Below are 16,018 nucleotides of genomic sequence, written 5' to 3' on the forward strand. Positions count from 1 at the left end.
ACGCCTACATCTAAGCAGCAACGAAAGTTGCTGCTTTTTCTATACTACTGAGAGGAAAAGCGCCGATGTATCAGTATATTTTATTTGATTTGGATGGCACACTTACCGATTCACGCGAGGGCATTACTAAATCGGTGCAGTATGCGCTGGATAAAATGGGCATCCACGAGCCGGAGCTGAAACCGCTGGAACGCTTTATCGGTCCTCCGCTGTACGATGAGTTCCGCCGCAGCTATGGATTTGACGACGCGCAGGCCAAGCAGGCCATTGCGTTTTACCGCGAGCGGTTCGGTGTAGTAGGCTGGAAGGAGAACATGCTCTACAACGGGATTCCGGAGCTGCTGAAGGCCTTGACGGACGCCGGAAAGGCCCTGTCTACTGCATCGTCCAAACCAGCGTTTTTCATTGATAAAATCGTCAAATATTTTAATATTGACCAGTATTTTACCGTGGTTTCCGGCGCAACGCTGGATGGCACGATCGGCACGAAGGCACAGGTTACGCAGCAGGCGCTCGACCGTCTGCGGGTGCAGGATCTGTCACAGGCTGTGCTGGTCGGTGACCGCCTGCATGACGTGGAAGGCGCGAAGCAATGCGGCATTGACTGCATCGGCGTGACGTTCGGCTTTGGCGACCGAGAGGAGCTGGAGGACGCAGGCGCGAAGCATGTGGTCGACCGTGTGGAAGAGCTGCTGCCGCTGCTGCTCTGAATTCCCATAAAAAGCTGTCTTTTGAGACAGCTTTTTTGTGTTTTCGGGCAGAGAAAACCGCGCAAAAATCTGCAAATTATGCAGGTTTTCTCTCCTATTATGGGGCACATTGTGCTATAATATAAGCTGAATAAAAGTGCATTGAAAGGAGTTCTCTCCGTGGCAGATATTACCGTACAAAACCTGACCAAATATTATGGTGACCGCCTGATCCTCAAGGACATCTCGTTCGACATTCAACCGGGCGAAAAGGTTGCTATTTTAGGCGCAAACGGCGCCGGAAAGACCACTTTGCTCAATATTTTGACCGGCCGGCTGTCGTATGACGGCGGACACGTTGCGTTCGGACAGGGACGAACCGCCGGTGTCATTGACCAGATGCCGGATTTTCCGCCGGAATCGACCGTGGAGGACATTCTCCGTCTGGCGTTCAAGGAGTCCGACGAAGTTGCGGCAGCAATGGACGCGCTGACCGACGAGATGACGCGCAAGCCGGATGACGCATCGCTGCTCAAGCGCTACGCGCAGCTGGAAACGCGGCTGGAAATCCTCGGCGGCTACAACCGCGATTACGAGATCAACCGCGTGTGCAACGGTCTTGAAATCGCGCAGGAAATGCGTTCACAGAAGTTTGACCTGCTCTCCGGCGGCGAAAAAACGCGCATTAACCTCGCCCGCATCATTCTCGAGCAGACCGATGTGCTGCTGCTCGATGAGCCGACCAACCACCTCGACATGGACGCTGTGGACTGGCTGGGCAATTACCTCGAAAATTACCGTGGTACGGTGCTCATTATCTCGCATGACCGCTGGTTTATCGACCAGTGCTGCGACCGCGTGATTGAAATCCACGATTGCACCTGCGATTTCTACAACGGCAACTACTCGTATTATGCAGTTGAGCGTGAGCGCCGCCGTGAGGAGCAGCTCAAGCACTACGAGCATGAGCTGGCCGAGAAAAAGCGTCTGGAGGCGACCGCGCGTTCCATGCACGAGCACGGCACCGAGCATCTGGCGAAGCGTGCCGCGTCTATCGAGAAGCGCATTGCGCGTATGAAGGTTACTGACCGACCCAAGACCGACAAAAAGATGACCGTCACGTTTGGTGACCCGAACTACGAGACCGAGGAAGTGCTCAAGGTCCGCGATATTACGAAAAGTTATGACGGACGAGAAATATTACATGATGTATCGTTCAACATCCGCAACCGCGAGCGTGTCGCGCTGCTTGGCGCAAATGGCGCCGGAAAGACCACTATGCTGAAAATCCTGCTCGGCGAGGAAGTGCCGGATGGCGGCGTCATCCGCAAGGGCGTTGGACTCAAGCCGGCGTACCTGCCGCAGCAGGTGTATTTTGCCAATCCGCACCGCAACCTCATCGACACGCTCATCTACGACAAGAACGTATCCATGCAGGTGGCGCGAAACCGGCTCGGTTCGTTCCAGTTTACCGGTGAAACCCAGCTGAAAACCGTAGATATGCTGTCCGGCGGTGAGAAAAGCCGTTTGCGCCTGTGTGAGCTGATGTACGATCCGCTCAATCTGCTCATCCTCGACGAGCCGACCAACCACCTTGATCTTGCATCCCGTGAGTGGATTGAGGAGGCGGTTGAGGCGTTCGACGGCACGCTGCTGTTTGTTTCGCATGACCGCTACTTCGTCGAGCGCTTTGCAACCCGCGTGCTCTACCTCGAAAACGGTTACCTGACCGACTTTATCGGCTCGTACAGTGCGTTCCTCGACTGGCGCGCCAAGGGCGGCGGCGCACTGCCGGAAGCGGCGCCCGCACCGGCACCCAAAAAGAAAAAGGCCGCCGTCCCGACACTGGATGACGTACCCAAGCCGCCTGAAAAGCCCAAGCGTACCGGCGGCACAAAGAATCTGCAAAAGCTGCTGAACACGCTCGAGCGCGAAATATCGCAGCTGGAAGCCCAGTCGTCCGACCTCGAACAGCAGATGGTGGACGCGGCATCGGATTCCGGCAAGCTGCTCGAACTGATGACCGAAAAGGAAGACTGTGACGAAAAACTCGCCGCAAAAATGGACGAATGGGAAGCCGTCGCGGCCGCACTGGAGGAACTGCAATGAAAGAAAAAAGGGTATGGATAGGGCTTGCGACGCTGTTTGCCATCATCGGCGCGCCGCAGCTGTTCTGGAAGCCGTCGCGGTTCGGCGGTATTTTTCTGCTGGCGCTCGCCATCGGCTGTATGGGGGAATGGCTGATGCTTTGCGGACGCGAAAAGTATAAGGCGTGCCGCATTTTGTCGCGCGTGGGACGCGTACTGTTTGCATTGTTCGTGCTGTCGTTTGCGGCGGTGCAGGTGTTTGTGATCGGCATAGCATTCGACGAGGATAACCCGTCAGCTGCGCCGCAGGCGGATTGCTATCTGGTGCTGGGTGCGCTCGTCAATCCGAACGGACAGCCGTCGGCGGCTCTGGCGGCACGATGCGATACGGCAATCGCGGTGCTGAACGTCAATCCGGGCAGTCAGGCCATCCTGTGCGGCGGTCAGGGCGGCGATGAGCCGCGCACCGAAGCTGCAGCCATGCAGGATTACATGATCGCGCACGGTGCAGACGCAGAACGGCTGATCCTGGAGGACAAGTCGAGCACGACCATCCAGAATATCGCCAACGCAAAAAAGCTGCTGCCCGAGGGCGCAGCGGTTGCCGTAATTACAAATGATTATCATCTTGCCCGCGCACGCCGCCTGCTGGCGCATGCCGGTCTGGGCGACGCAGGCGTTCCCGCGAAAACGCCGTATCCGGGGCAGTGGATGGCGGTAAGGTGCCGCGAATACTGCTCCATCATGGGCTTGATATTCACCGGACGCTGGTAAACGCAATTTTGATGAATTTTCCGTGCTTCACACGATTTGGAGATAGAATATGTTTGAAAAACTGAAAGTCTTAGCGGCGCGGCTGGACGAGCTGGAAATGCGGCTTTCCGCGCCGGATTTATACGACGACCCCGACCGGGCGGCCAAGCTGCTGCGCGAGCGCAACGAACTCGAGCCGATCGTCACCGCGTTCCGCGAATACGAGCAGGCACAGCGCACGCTCGCGGACGCGACCGAAATGCTGTCCGACCCGGACATGAAGGAGCTGGCGCAGGAGGAGCTGCAGCAGGCCAAGAGCGACATTGCCCGTCTGGAGGACGAACTGAAAATCCTGCTGCTGCCCAAGGACCCGAACGACGAGAAGAATATCTACGTTGAGATTCGCGGCGGTGCAGGCGGCGAGGAAAGCGCGCTGTTTGCCGCTGACCTCTACCGCATGTACACGATGTACGCCGACAAGCGCGGCTGGCAGACCGAGGTCATGAACAAATCCGAGACCGAACTCGGCGGCTATAAGGAAATCGTGTTCCGCGTGGCAGGCGATAAGGTGTACTCGCGGCTCAAGTTCGAGAGCGGCGTACACCGCGTGCAGCGTGTGCCCGAAACCGAAAGTCAGGGCCGTGTTCACACCTCGACAACCACCGTGGCTGTCCTTCCCGAAGCGGAAGAACTCGACTTCTACATCGACCCGAAGGATTTACGCATTGACACGTTCCGCGCATCCGGTGCGGGCGGTCAGCACATCAATAAGACCTCATCGGCTATCCGTGTCACCCATATCCCGACAAACACGGTCGTAGAGTGCCAGGATGAGCGCAGCCAGCACAAAAACAAGGACAAGGCGCTGTCTGTTCTGCGTTCGCGGCTGTACGAGGCCGAGGTGGAAAAGCAGCGTGCGGCCATCGCCGCCGACCGAAAAAGCCAGGTCGGCACCGGCGACCGCTCGGAGCGCATCCGCACCTACAATTTCCCGGAGAATCGCGTGTCCGATCATCGCATCAAGCTGACCATCTACAAGCTGGATCAGTTCCTGAACGGCGATATGGACGAGATTTTAGATGCGCTTATTGCGGCTGACACAGCGGAAAAGTTGAAGGAGCAGAGCGAAATGTAACCTTGGGGCAACACCGCACAATTAAAGCTGCGGTGCTTTGCGGAAATTTTGTGTCCTGACTTTGTTGCAGTTTCACGGTAATACATCGAGTATTACCGCAAAACTGTGCCTCGCCAGTACGCAAAATTTACTCGCAAATCACTCTTGTTCAATTATGCGGTATTGCCTTAGAACTGGATTTCGTCATCCTCATCGTCCCAATCGTCCCACTTGTCCTCGGTCTGGCTCTCCAGCTCAGCATTCAGATCGGACATATCGCCGAACTCTACGCGGCATATAATTTTCGTGCAGGTGGTGAACAGCACGCGGACGTAAAACCGCTTGGGCACGCGCTCGTAAATGCGCGATGCGCTTTCCGTGCCGCCGGCCTTGGTCTGCGGGCTGTTGGCAATGTAGCCGACCTTGCCGATGTACGGCAGAAACGCGCGGATGGCATCGCTGTCGTACGGATTGCTCGGCTCCTTGGCACAGCGGATGAGATTGCCGATCTGGAACGGCTCACGTCCGTAATAGTGCTGAAAACCGGTGATCGTGACGAAAATGTTCTTGTTCTTTGCCATGCGAAGCACTCCTTTCTTTTATAATTGGAGTATAGCATGGTGAATGTCCGATAAACCTCTCTTTGGTGGGAAACAAGGGTCACAGACCCTTATAATAAAAGGAGGATTTTCATGTTAAGAAGTGGTGTGATTTTACTTGTTCTGGGAATCGCCGTGTTTCTTGCGGCGAGCGTACAGCTGTTTCGGGGCAGGACGAAGAAGGTACACTGGTGCATATCGTGCGTGCTAGCGATGCTGCTTGTGGGAAACGGCATCTGGAACGCAAACCGTTATTTTGACCTCGGTATCGGCGTGCCAAAGACGTTTTCTGCGGAAAACTGGGCGAAAACCGCACCGGCACAGCGGCATTTCATGGTCAGCGACCTGCAGAACAGCACCGAACTTGTCGGCATGAGCGCGGCTGCGGTGCGCGAGCTGCTCGGCACGCCGGACTATACAGACACCGATACCTGCCTTTCATACCTCATTGCACAGCCGTTTGATGAGGTAACGCTCGACCTGACACTGGAAAACGGCATCGTCACCAAAGTGGAAGAAAAAGACCATTGATATCATAAATGGAAGTGTAAACTGATGAAAACAACTCTTTTGACACCGGAAACCGACGAAAACGCGGTAAAAACCGCCGCAGAACTCATTCGAGCGGGCGAGGTCGTCGGCATGCCGACCGAAACCGTGTACGGCCTTGCGGCGAATGCGCTGAACGGCGAGGCGGTAAAGAAAATTTTTCTGGCGAAAGGCCGTCCGCAGGATAACCCGCTGATCGTCCACATCGCGGACTTTGACCGGATTTACGACCTGTGTCCGGCGGTTCCGCCGCAGGCAAAGCAGCTTGCCGAGGCGTTCTGGCCGGGTCCGCTGACCATGATCGTGCCCAAGGGCGACTGCATTCCGGACGAGGTTTCGTGCGGACTGGACACAGTGGGCATCCGCCTGCCGTCGCACCCGATGGCGCGTGCGCTGATTCGGGAGAGCGGCGTACCACTGGCGGCTCCGTCCGCGAATACGTCCGGCAGACCGTCCACGACCACGGCGGCGCACGTCATGCATGATATGGACGGCAAGATTGCGGCTGTATTGGACGGCGGCGCGTGCGGCGTCGGCGTGGAGAGCACGGTAATCACACTCGCGCTCGAGCGTCCGCGTCTGCTGCGCCCGGGCGGCATCACGCTCGAACAGCTGCGCTCGGTGCTCGGTGAGGTGGATGTAGACCGCGCGCTGTACGAGAAGATCGGGGATGACGTGAAGGTGTCGGCGCCCGGCATGAAATACCGGCATTACGCGCCGAAAGCGCCCGTAACGGTCGTGCGCGGCAACCCGCAGGACACGGCGAAGTACATCGCGGAGCGTATCGGTGACGCAACCGGTGTACTGTGCTTTGATGAGTATAAGGATATGTTTCCGAACTGCATTGTGGAGTGCTTCGGCTCTAGGGACGATCTCGGCGCACAGGCGCGCGAGGTATTCGACCGCCTGCGAGCGTTCGATGATACCGAGGTAACGCAGATTTGGGCGCAGTGCCCATCGGATGAAGGACTCGGTCTTGCAGTGGCGAACCGCATCAAGAAAGCGGCGGGATTCTCGGTAATTGAGATTTGATTTTCCGATGAAAACCGGAGAGAGTTTCGCTTGCGAAGCGAAGGGAACGGCGGCGGTTTCGCCGCGGACATTGCGCTGACGCCGCGCGGGCACACAAGAGGGTAGACAACCTGTGGTTTTCCACCCTCTTGTGAATCACCTCTTTTCCCTGAGAGGGCACGGCGAAATTTGCAGAGCTGAGACTATAAGGGAACGGCAGAGGATTTTTTCTACCGTAGGGGAGCACAGTGTGCTCCCATGTCGAGACTTATTCGCAGTGTCAGATAAATTACTGCTACACAGGTCGGCTACTCTCCGCAGAGTGCGGCATAACAGTGCCGCACAACTCGTAAGTCTGGATATTACATCCAGCACCTGCGAAGATAAATTGTACCGAATGTCTAAATTCGCAGATGCCGTCTGTTACAACGTGCTAAAAATTTGTGCGGCACTGTTATCCCGCACCTTGCGTATATGAAACCGCCTGTGTAGCAGTACGTTGTCTGTGAACTGCGGATATTTCACGAAACGAACGTAAGAGTAACCCGACTGCCGTTCCTCTATTTTCGAAGCGGTCGCCGCTCTCCGATTTTCGCCGGACTAAGAAATAAAGGAAACTGGAGTCCCAAGAGGATAGTACTCGTTTAATCCGCGCACGGCGCGGGAACAAGGTTTAGTGGCCTACGGGCAAACCTTGGTGTCTATCCTTTTGGACCTCCCAGCCGTCCGGACGGCTCCCATTCCCAGTTCTGCGGGTGCAGAAAACCCCATTGCAAGCTAACAATAATAACCGATTCAATCCCACGCATAGAATTCCATTCAGGAAGTGAAACTAATGAAAATCATCGGCTTGACCGGCGGCAGCGGCACCGGCAAAGGCACGGTTGCCGCGCGTATGCGCGCTCTCGGGGCAGGCTGGGTGGACGCGGATGCCGTCTACCGCACGCTCTGCGCGGAGAACCGCGAAATGCTGTCCGCACTTGACACCGCCTTTGGCATCGTGACTGACGCAAACGGTGCGCTTGATCGTCCGAAACTTGCGAAAATCGTGTTTTCTGACCCCGCAAAGCTGCAAACGCTTAACGAAATCACCACTCCGTATATCCGCAGGGCGTCTCTCGACGCGATTCACGCACAGAGCGAGTGCCCGGTCGTGCTGTACGATGCACCGACTCTGTTTGAAGCCGGTGCGGACGACTTCTGCGACAAAATCGTCGCTGTGCTCGCGCCGCACGACACACGCGTTGCCCGTATCATCGAGCGGGACGGTCTGTCCAATGAAGCCGCACGCGCCCGCATCGACGCGCAGCCGAACGACGCGTTTTACCGCGAAAAATGCGATTTTATCATCGAAAACAACGGCGATCTCGATGCACTCTATCGGGACACCGATGCTTTATACAGTCAACTCATTAAGTGATTCGGATTAAAAAAGGAGAATGCAACATGACTTCCGAACAGCTTTTTTACGACAAAAAGACCGGCTTTGACCGTCTGACCGACGAGGACAAGCAGGGCATTCAGACCTACGCCGAGGGTTACAAAAAATTCCTCGACGAGAGCAAAACCGAGCGTGACGCTGTGCTGGAAATCGCCCGCATGGCTGAGAGCAAGGGCTTCCGTGCATGGACGCGCGATGACACGCTTCGTCCGGGTGACAAGATTTACCGCATCAACCGCCACAAGGGCATTATGCTGGCTGTTATCGGCAATCAAAGTCTGGCCGAGGGCGTACGTCTGACTGCCGCTCACCTCGATGCACCGCGCGTTGACATCCGCACCGTGCCGCTGTACGAGGACAACGGCATGGCGTTCTTCAAGACCCACTACTACGGCGGCATCAAGAAGTATCAGTGGACCGCAATTCCGCTCGAGCTGCGCGGCGTTGTCTGCGTCTGCGAGAACGGCGAGGTCAAGCGCGTACAGGTGCGCGTAGGCGACAAGCCGACCGACCCGAAGTTCGTTATCACCGACCTGCTGCCGCACCTTGCCACCGAGCAGATGACCCGCAAGGCGACCGAGGTGATCAAGGGCGAGGGTCTGAACATCCTCATCGGCTCGGTTCCGAGCGAAACCGTGGACGAAAAGTGCAGCGAGAAGATCAAACTCGCCATTATGGAGCATCTCAACCGCGAGTACGGCATGACCGAGGCGGATTTCCTGTCTGCAGAGCTGTGCTGCGTTCCGGCGTTCAATGCCTGCGATATCGGTTTTGACCGCTCGTTTGTCGGCGCGTACGGCCACGACGACCGCGTTTGCTCCTATCCGGCAGCAACCGCTCTGTTCGACCTGACCGAGACTCCGGCGCATACCGGCGTCTGCCTGCTGGTGGACAAGGAGGAGATCGGCTCGGACGGCGTGACCGGCATGCAGTCCCGCGCGTTCGACACCTTTATGGCCGACCTCTGCCGCGCACAGGATGTGCTGCTCGACGAGTGCTTCGAGAACTCGGTCTGCCTGTCTGCCGATGTCTGCAACGCCTTTGACCCCAACTATCCGGAGGTCTCCGAGAAGCGCAACGATGCGCGCGCAAACTGCGGCTTCGCGCTCGTCAAGTACACGGGCGCACGCGGCAAGTCCGGCACCTCGGATGCAACCGCTGAGCTGATGGCGCGTATCCGCTGCATTTTCGACAAGGCGGGTGTTATCTGGCAGACCGGTCAGCTTGGCAAGGTCGATCAGGGCGGCGGCGGCACGGTTGCCATGTACCTCGCAAACCGTAACATTGACACCGTAGACGCAGGCGTTCCGGTGCTCTCCATGCACGCACCGTTCGAGTGCATTGCCAAGCTGGATCTGTATATGGCATACAAGGGCTTTGGTGCGTTCTACCGCGATTAAACGAGATAAAACGGAGGTTTTACCATGCTGTTGATTCAAAACGGACGGGTTCTCGACCCGTATACGCAGATGGATGCGCTGTGTGATGTGCTGATCGGTGATGACGGCGTTATCGCGCAGGTGGCTGAGCACATCGACGCGCCCGCAGGCTGCACGGTGTATGACGCGAGCGGGCTGACGGTATCTCCCGGCTTTGTGGACGGCCATGTTCACTTCCGCGATCCGGGTCAGACCCAGAAAGAGGACGTGCTGACCGGTGCGGCGGCTGCAGCCGCGGGCGGCTACGCCACGGTAATCTGCATGGCGAACACCGTGCCGACCTGCGACACGCCCGAGATTATCCGCTACGTTACCGACAAGGCGAAGGACTGTCCGGTGCAGGTTTTGCAGGCAGGCTCGGTCACTAAGGGCCTGAAAGGGCAGGAGCTGACCGACTTTGACGCACTGCTCGAAGCGGGTGCGCCGTGCCTGACCGACGACGGCATCAACCTGACGAGTGCGGCGCTGTGCCGCACCGCCATGGCGGAAGCCGCCAAGCGCGGCACGCTGCTCTCCTTCCACGAGGAGGAGCCGTCGCTCGTGCCGTCTCCGGGTGTCAACTACGGCTCGGCGGCCGCCAAGCATTTCGGCGTACCGGGCGCAATGGCGAGCGCGGAATCTGCAATGATCGGCCGTGACATTGCGCTGGCGCTCGATACCGGCGCACGCGTGCTGTTCCAGCACGTTTCGTCCGCGCAGTCTGTCGCGCTCATTCGAGCGGGCAAGGCGATGGGCGCGAAGATTTACGCCGAGGTCACGCCGCATCATCTGTCGCTGACCGAGGATGATGTACCCGCCCACGGCACTTACGCCCGCATGAATCCGCCGCTCCGCAAGGAGGCTGACCGTCAGGCGCTGATTGCGGCTCTGGCGGACGGCACCATCGACATGGTGGCAACCGACCATGCACCGCACACCGCGGAGGAGAAGGCCCGCGAGTTCGCAAAGGCGCCGTCCGGCATCACCGGCCTGGAAACCGCGTTCTCGGTGTGCAATACTTACCTCGTTCAGACCGGCAAGCTCACGCCGATGCAGCTTGTTGACCGCATGAGCAAGACTCCTGCCGAGATTTACGGTTTGACCGACCGTGCTGTGCAGGCGGGCAATTTCGCCCGTCTGGTGCTGCTGGACTGGGATACTGAGAAAGTATACGAAACGTATAAATCCAAGGGAATCAACACACCGTATACCGGTAAAAAACTCACCGGTTCGCCGAAGGCGATCGTTACCGGCACGAAAGTTACCGAATAAAGCCTAAAAGGGACCCGAGAGGGTCCCTCGAGGCTGTCAAAAAACTATCGTTTTTCGAACAGCCTTTCGCTCGAAACCACGCTTTCGAGCGAATACTGAAGAAAAACCGCGCCCTGCGGGCACATTTTTTCTTCCCTTGTATAAATTCCGAGATACATGCTCCCGGAATTTATGAATTTGCTTCGCAAATTCTATTTTATGCGTGCTACCGCACGAAGCGTAAAAATTAAAATAATACTTTTTTTACAGACTGAAGGGACCCGAGAGGGTCCCTTTTTGACATTCTGCGCGGAAGCAAAAAACTTGCGAAAAAATTTTGCAAAACCTATTGACAAATAAGCTGTATCCGCGCTATAATATACAAGCTGATTGCGATAAACCATCCAAACAGCGTGTACCAGCATTTTATATTCCTCAATAGCTCAGTTGGTAGAGCATGCGGCTGTTAACCGCAGGGTCGTTGGTTCGAGTCCAACTTGAGGAGCCACTTTATAGGGGTATAGCTCAGCTGGTAGAGCATCGGTCTCCAAAACCGAGTGCCGTGGGTTCGATCCCTACTGCCCCTGCCAATGCTGCTATAGCTCAGTCGGTAGAGTGCATCCTTGGTAAGGATGAGGTCACCAGTTCAAATCTGGTTAGCAGCTCCATGAAGAACCGCTTATAGGCGGTTCTTTTTTTATGAAAAATTCTGCAAAATAAGGGAGAAAACAGGTATGAAGCTGCGAAACTCTTTGCTTCTGCTGCTGACGGCCACGATTTGGGGTGTGGCCTTTGTGGCGCAGAGCGTCGGCATGAATTATGTCGGCCCGTTCACCTTTGTGTTCGCGCGCAACGTCATCGGCGGACTGATCCTGCTGCCGGTCATCGCGGTGTTGGGCAAAAGCGGCGGCCCGCATCCGAAGCAAGTGCCCGAGGAGCACCGCAAAGCCCGCAAAACGCTCGTTATCGGCGGTATGTGCTGCGGCACGGCGCTGTGCGCGGGCAGCATCACCCAGCAGTTCGCGCTGCTGTATACGCCAGTCGGCAAGGCCGGATTCCTCACCGCGTGCTACATCCTGATCGTGCCGCTGCTCGGCCTGCTGTTCGGCCGCAGATGCGGTGTGAAGCATTGGTGCGGCGTTGCGCTGGCAATGGCCGGGCTGTACTTCCTGTGCATGGCGGGCGGTAGCTTCGGTTTCGCGATGGGCGACCTCATCGGTCTGTCGTGTGCGCTGCTGTTCTCCATCCATATCACAGTCATTGACCATTTTTCACCGATGGTGGACGGCGTGAAGATGTCCTGCATCCAGTTTTTCTTCTGTGCGATCTTATCGGGCATCGGCATGCTGATTTTCGAGCATCCCACCTGGGCGAACATCCTCGCGGCATGGAAGCCCATCCTGTATGCCGGTGCGATGTCGTCCGGCGTGGGCTATACCCTGCAGATTGTCGGTCAGAAGGGCATGAACCCGGCGGTAGCATCGCTTATCATGAGTCTGGAGTCGGTTATCTCGGTTATCGCAGGCTGGCTTATTCTCGGTCAGGCGCTGTCCGGCCGAGAAATTTTCGGCTGTGTGCTGATGTTTGGCGCTATCGTGCTGGCACAGCTGCCGGAACGGAAAAAACAGAGCGTATAATGCAAAAGACAGACGGAGAGACGGTTATTTACCGTCTCTGAGGCTGTCGAAAAACTAACGTTTTCCGAGCAGCCTCTCGCTCGAAACCACGCTTTCGAGCGAAACCGAAGAAAAACCGCGCCCTGACGGGCACATTTTTTCTTCCCTTGTATAAATTCCGAGATACACAAGGTGAATTGCCGCATAGCGGCAAGAGAGGGTGGCCTGGGCCATGCTCCCGGAATTTATGAATTTGCTTCGCAAATTCTATTTTATGCGTGCTGCCGCACGAAACGCAAAACGCCAATCTGACTTTTTGACAGACTGAGAGACGGTTATTTACCGTCTCTTTTTTGCGTTTTGTGCTCGCCAATCATCGTATAGAGCGCTTCCAGCGCATCCGAAAGCGTGCCGACCTCATCAATCAGTCCGAGTGCGGCGGCCTGATTGCCGGAGATCACGGTGCCGACATCGGCGGTCAGCTGACCGGTTTCACGCATAAGCTGCTGCAGCCGCTCGGCGGTGATATGTGAGTGCGAGGTGATGAAATCCACGATGCGCTCCTGAATTTTCGCCAGATACTCGAATGCCTGCGGCACAGCAATGATCGTGCCGTTCATCCGCACCGGATGAATGGTCATGGCGGCGGAAACGGCGATAAAGCTCTTTTTAGCGGCAACGGCCAGCGGTACACCGATCGAGTGCCCGCCGCCGAGCACGAGCGACACGGTCGGCTTTTTCATGCCCGCGATCAGCTCAGCGATGGCAAGTCCGGCTTCTACATCGCCGCCTACCGTGTTGAGCAGCACGAGCAGACCGTCGATCTCCTCCGCCTGCTCCACTGCCGCAATCTGCGGGATGAGGTGCTCGTACTTGGTGGTTTTGTTCTGTGCGGGCAGTTCCATGTGGCCCTCGATCTGGCCGACAATGGTGATGCAGTGTATCGTTCCGCGTGATGTTTTTGCCGTAATCGAGCCGGTTTCCGCGATGGCATTCTGCTCCGGCGCGGCAATGGACGGGGTTTCTTCGGACATAGATGATCCCTCCTGAAGTGGTGAATTTGCCCTAATCACAAGTTTTCCACAAGGTGCGGTGGATTATGCAGCGGTGGTTTTTCCACAGCCGATATTACAATGCGTAGTCGAAAAACCGAGATATACGGCGGCTTGCGAGGGTGTATACAAAAAGTTATCCACTTTATGCACAAGGTTATCCCCAGATACCCTGTGGAAAGTCCTGTGGATAAAGTGGATTACCAGTTTTTGTGACAGGTTTTTACAGCGGTATCCTGCGGAGCGGTCGCCGCTCTCTGATTTGCGCCAGACTATCTAACAAGGAAAAGATAGGCGTTCAAAAAGGAAGGGCACTCATTTAATCCGCGCACGGCGCGGAAACAAGGTTTAGCAGCCTACGGGCAAACCGCAGGTGTCCCTTCCTTTTTGTCCCCGCCGCGGACATGGCAATTCCCTGCTGAATTTCAGCGAAAAACACCATGCCTGGACAGGGTGAACCGCCTGCACGGTTCAAGTGCCCCGGTTGCTCAGCGCAAAATAATGGACAGCTGCCGCTGTTCGACAAACACCACTTGCCGTTCTACTCCAAATTTGCTACAATAGAAGTACATATATGTACAGCTCGGCTGTGCATATGCTGCAAAATGACAAAAATTATGGAGTTGATACCAATGAGCAATCCTATCGTTACGATTGAAATGGAAAACGGCGGCGTAATCCGTGCAGAGCTGTACCCGGAAGTTGCACCGAACACGGTTCGCAACTTTGTTTCTCTGGTGCAGAAGGGCTTTTATGACGGCACGATCTTCCATCGTGTCATCCCGGGCTTTATGATTCAGGGCGGTGACCCGGAAGGCACCGGCATGGGCGGCCCCGGTTATGAGATCCGCGGCGAATTTACCGCAAACGGCTTCCAGAATGACCTGAACCACACCCGCGGTGTTCTGTCTATGGCGCGTACCGCTGCACCGGACTCCGCAGGCAGCCAGTTCTTTATTATGACCGAGGACGCACCGCATCTGGACGGTCAGTATGCTTCCTTCGGCATGGTTATCGACGGCATGGACATTGTTGATGCCATCGTTAACACCAAGCGCGACTGGCACGACCGTCCGCGTGAGGAGCAGAAGATGAAGTCCGTTACCGTGGATACGCAGGGCGTAGAGTACGAGGCTCCGGAGACCCTGTAACAGAGGGAGAGGATCGGTATTGTACTATACCAATAAGGAGACTTTTGTCCTGTCTGCGGACGGCTGCATGGATACCGAACGCGGCGGACTGGAATCCATTCTGGCCGGCAACGACGAGGGCGCAAAAGGCTGCTGTTTTTCGGTTGCCATGTCGGCAGACGGTATTGCCGTGCTTTCGTCGGACGGCTGTGTTGCCACGCCCGACGGCACGAGGCTGCCCGTCAGCGATTACAGCTACGCGGAGCTGCATCAGGCGGCGCCGCAGCTGACGCCGGTTAGTCAGGCGATCGAGCTGGCACGCACCTGTCAGGGCAAGATTGCTATCACCGTGCACGATCAGACCATGCTGCGGCAGCTGCGTATGACGCTGCGGTATGCGGATTGTCTGGATGACACGATCATCATCGGTCTGGGACTGGTAGAAGCGGCTCGTGTTGCGTCTGCCAACCCGGATTTACATATCATGGGTGAGATGCCCAATCTGCCGAGCGAGATTGACGCGCTGGTCAATGCCGCGCAGACAACCGGCCTGTTCGGTCTGCGGGCCGAGCCGAAGGATTTGTCCGAGCGGCTGGTTTCGGCGTGCCGACAGGCGGGGCTGTTCACCATGAGCCGGTGCACGGACGATCCCAATACGCTTGCGGAACTCATCCGCAAAGGCGTAAACTTTATCGAAACACACCGGCCGGACATCACGGCGGCGCTGTTGCCTGCCGGTGAGGCTGAACCGCACGGTATTCCGCTGAGATACTGATGAAATCCCGTAAAAGGACGCACATAGTGCGTCCTTTTCAGCTTGTCGAAAAAGTCAGATTTCTATTTTGTGCTTCGTGCGACAGCACGCATAAAATAGAATTTGCGCAGCAAATTCATAAAAACCGGGGGCGTGTACCTCGGTTTTTATACAAGGGAAGAAAAAATGTGTCCGGAGGACGCGGTTTTTCTTCAGCATTCGATCGAAAGCGTGGTTTCGATCGAGAGGATGCTCGAAAAACGATAGTTTTTCGACAGCCTCAAAGGACGCACATAGTGCGTCCTTTTAAAGTTAATTCGCGCGATAGCGCACATCAAATAGGATTTGCTGTGCAAATTCTAAAAATCCGGGGATATGTGCCACACAGCGCGGCCGAGAAGCCGCGCAAGGATAGCGTTTGGATTTTTGACCTATAGAGCGAGAAAATTTCGGCCGACAAGAGGAACGGTCTACGGTCCGTTCCTCTTGTCGGCAAAGCTGTAGTTTCGCGACAGCCTGAGGGCGGACCTTTGGTCCGTCCTTTTTCTATCCCT

At 56.3% G+C, this 16,018-nt stretch carries 14 protein-coding genes and 3 tRNA genes; 15 read left to right on the plus strand and 2 right to left on the minus strand.

From position 1 onward, the window contains the following. Window positions 1-65: 65 nt before the first annotated feature. The 4 genes from PGY33_RS04085 to prfA all read left to right on the plus strand — a co-directional run bounded on the left by PGY33_RS04085 (window position 66) and on the right by prfA (window position 4,664). Complete coding sequence (locus PGY33_RS04085) at window positions 66-710, plus strand: HAD family hydrolase (protein ID WP_118481054.1); 645 nt, start codon at window positions 66-68, stop codon at window positions 708-710. Between the two features lie 159 nt (window positions 711-869). Then, window positions 870-2,798, plus strand: a complete 1,929-nt coding sequence (abc-f, locus tag PGY33_RS04090) for a ribosomal protection-like ABC-F family protein (RefSeq protein ID WP_118481053.1) — start codon at window positions 870-872, stop codon at window positions 2,796-2,798. Next, window positions 2,795-3,550, plus strand: a complete 756-nt coding sequence (locus PGY33_RS04095) for a YdcF family protein (RefSeq protein ID WP_158575234.1) — start codon at window positions 2,795-2,797, stop codon at window positions 3,548-3,550. Before abc-f ends, PGY33_RS04095 begins: the two co-directional genes overlap by 4 nt. 49 nt (window positions 3,551-3,599) lie before the next feature. Beyond that, entirely contained in the window at window positions 3,600-4,664 is a 1,065-nt protein-coding gene (gene prfA, locus PGY33_RS04100; RefSeq protein ID WP_118286051.1) for a peptide chain release factor 1, read from the plus strand. A gap of 167 nt (window positions 4,665-4,831) precedes the next feature. On the opposite strand, the gene PGY33_RS04105 is transcribed toward prfA, so the two are convergent. Next, window positions 4,832-5,224 carry an HIRAN domain-containing protein gene (locus PGY33_RS04105; protein ID WP_118481051.1) on the minus strand — a complete coding sequence of 131 codons (393 nt, stop codon included), beginning with the start codon at window positions 5,222-5,224 and terminating at the stop codon, window positions 4,832-4,834. Window positions 5,225-5,335: 111 nt separating this feature from the next. On the opposite strand from PGY33_RS04105, the gene PGY33_RS04110 reads away from it, so the two are divergent. The 9 genes from PGY33_RS04110 to PGY33_RS04150 all read left to right on the plus strand — a co-directional run bounded on the left by PGY33_RS04110 (window position 5,336) and on the right by PGY33_RS04150 (window position 12,549). Further along, window positions 5,336-5,773 carry an outer membrane protein assembly factor BamE gene (locus PGY33_RS04110; RefSeq protein ID WP_147356935.1) on the plus strand — a complete coding sequence of 146 codons (438 nt, stop codon included), beginning with the start codon at window positions 5,336-5,338 and terminating at the stop codon, window positions 5,771-5,773. A 24-nt stretch (window positions 5,774-5,797) separates the two neighbouring features. Beyond that, entirely contained in the window at window positions 5,798-6,823 is a 1,026-nt protein-coding gene (locus PGY33_RS04115; protein ID WP_270477488.1) for an L-threonylcarbamoyladenylate synthase, read from the plus strand. 814 nt (window positions 6,824-7,637) lie between these two features. Beyond that, window positions 7,638-8,222, plus strand: a complete 585-nt coding sequence (coaE, locus tag PGY33_RS04120; RefSeq protein ID WP_270477490.1) for a dephospho-CoA kinase — start codon at window positions 7,638-7,640, stop codon at window positions 8,220-8,222. A gap of 26 nt (window positions 8,223-8,248) precedes the next feature. Continuing rightward, on the plus strand, window positions 8,249-9,643 hold the full coding sequence (locus PGY33_RS04125; protein WP_270477492.1) for an aminopeptidase: 1,395 nt from the start codon (window positions 8,249-8,251) through the stop codon (window positions 9,641-9,643). Window positions 9,644-9,667: 24 nt separating this feature from the next. Continuing rightward, window positions 9,668-10,933, plus strand: coding sequence for a dihydroorotase (locus tag PGY33_RS04130; protein ID WP_270477494.1), 1,266 nt, complete (start codon window positions 9,668-9,670; stop codon window positions 10,931-10,933). Window positions 10,934-11,344: 411 nt separating this feature from the next. Continuing rightward, window positions 11,345-11,420: transfer RNA gene (locus tag PGY33_RS04135), tRNA-Asn, on the plus strand. A gap of 6 nt (window positions 11,421-11,426) precedes the next feature. Further along, window positions 11,427-11,502: transfer RNA gene (locus PGY33_RS04140), tRNA-Trp, on the plus strand. 2 nt (window positions 11,503-11,504) lie between these two features. Next, window positions 11,505-11,580, plus strand: a tRNA-Thr gene (locus tag PGY33_RS04145). 66 nt (window positions 11,581-11,646) lie between these two features. Next, window positions 11,647-12,549, plus strand: coding sequence for a DMT family transporter (locus PGY33_RS04150; protein WP_270477496.1), 903 nt, complete (start codon window positions 11,647-11,649; stop codon window positions 12,547-12,549). 314 nt (window positions 12,550-12,863) lie between these two features. Here the strand turns inward: PGY33_RS04150 and PGY33_RS04155 are convergent, their stop codons facing one another. Further along, window positions 12,864-13,562, minus strand: a complete 699-nt coding sequence (locus PGY33_RS04155; RefSeq protein ID WP_118481043.1) for a ClpP family protease — start codon at window positions 13,560-13,562, stop codon at window positions 12,864-12,866. Between the two features lie 650 nt (window positions 13,563-14,212). Here PGY33_RS04155 and PGY33_RS04160 point away from each other — a divergent pair. Next, window positions 14,213-14,731 (plus strand): peptidylprolyl isomerase, encoded by a 519-nt coding sequence (locus PGY33_RS04160; RefSeq protein WP_110435791.1) that lies wholly within the window; start codon window positions 14,213-14,215, stop codon window positions 14,729-14,731. A gap of 19 nt (window positions 14,732-14,750) precedes the next feature. Further along, entirely contained in the window at window positions 14,751-15,485 is a 735-nt protein-coding gene (locus PGY33_RS04165) for a glycerophosphodiester phosphodiesterase (RefSeq protein WP_270477499.1), read from the plus strand. Window positions 15,486-16,018: the final 533 nt, after the last annotated feature.

Origin of the sequence: Butyricicoccus sp. AF18-9LB, assembly GCF_027684505.1 — a bacterium.
GTDB lineage: Bacteria > Bacillota > Clostridia > Oscillospirales > Butyricicoccaceae > Agathobaculum > Agathobaculum butyriciproducens.

Bases quoted from the DNA above. Each gene is read 5' to 3' on its own strand.
- PGY33_RS04105 (WP_118481051.1), bottom strand. From the start codon at position 5,224: ATGGCAAAGAACAAGAACATTTTCGTCACGATCACCGGTTTTCAGCAC.
- PGY33_RS04125 (WP_270477492.1), top strand. From the start codon at position 8,249: ATGACTTCCGAACAGCTTTTTTACGACAAAAAGACCGGCTTTGACCGT.
- PGY33_RS04155 (WP_118481043.1), bottom strand. From the start codon at position 13,562: ATGTCCGAAGAAACCCCGTCCATTGCCGCGCCGGAGCAGAATGCCATC.
- PGY33_RS04130 (WP_270477494.1), top strand. From the start codon at position 9,668: ATGCTGTTGATTCAAAACGGACGGGTTCTCGACCCGTATACGCAGATG.
- PGY33_RS04160 (WP_110435791.1), top strand. From the start codon at position 14,213: ATGAGCAATCCTATCGTTACGATTGAAATGGAAAACGGCGGCGTAATC.
- coaE (WP_270477490.1), top strand. From the start codon at position 7,638: ATGAAAATCATCGGCTTGACCGGCGGCAGCGGCACCGGCAAAGGCACG.
- PGY33_RS04150 (WP_270477496.1), top strand. From the start codon at position 11,647: ATGAAGCTGCGAAACTCTTTGCTTCTGCTGCTGACGGCCACGATTTGG.
- PGY33_RS04095 (WP_158575234.1), top strand. From the start codon at position 2,795: ATGAAAGAAAAAAGGGTATGGATAGGGCTTGCGACGCTGTTTGCCATC.
- PGY33_RS04110 (WP_147356935.1), top strand. From the start codon at position 5,336: ATGTTAAGAAGTGGTGTGATTTTACTTGTTCTGGGAATCGCCGTGTTT.
- prfA (WP_118286051.1), top strand. From the start codon at position 3,600: ATGTTTGAAAAACTGAAAGTCTTAGCGGCGCGGCTGGACGAGCTGGAA.
- PGY33_RS04085 (WP_118481054.1), top strand. From the start codon at position 66: ATGTATCAGTATATTTTATTTGATTTGGATGGCACACTTACCGATTCA.
- PGY33_RS04115 (WP_270477488.1), top strand. From the start codon at position 5,798: ATGAAAACAACTCTTTTGACACCGGAAACCGACGAAAACGCGGTAAAA.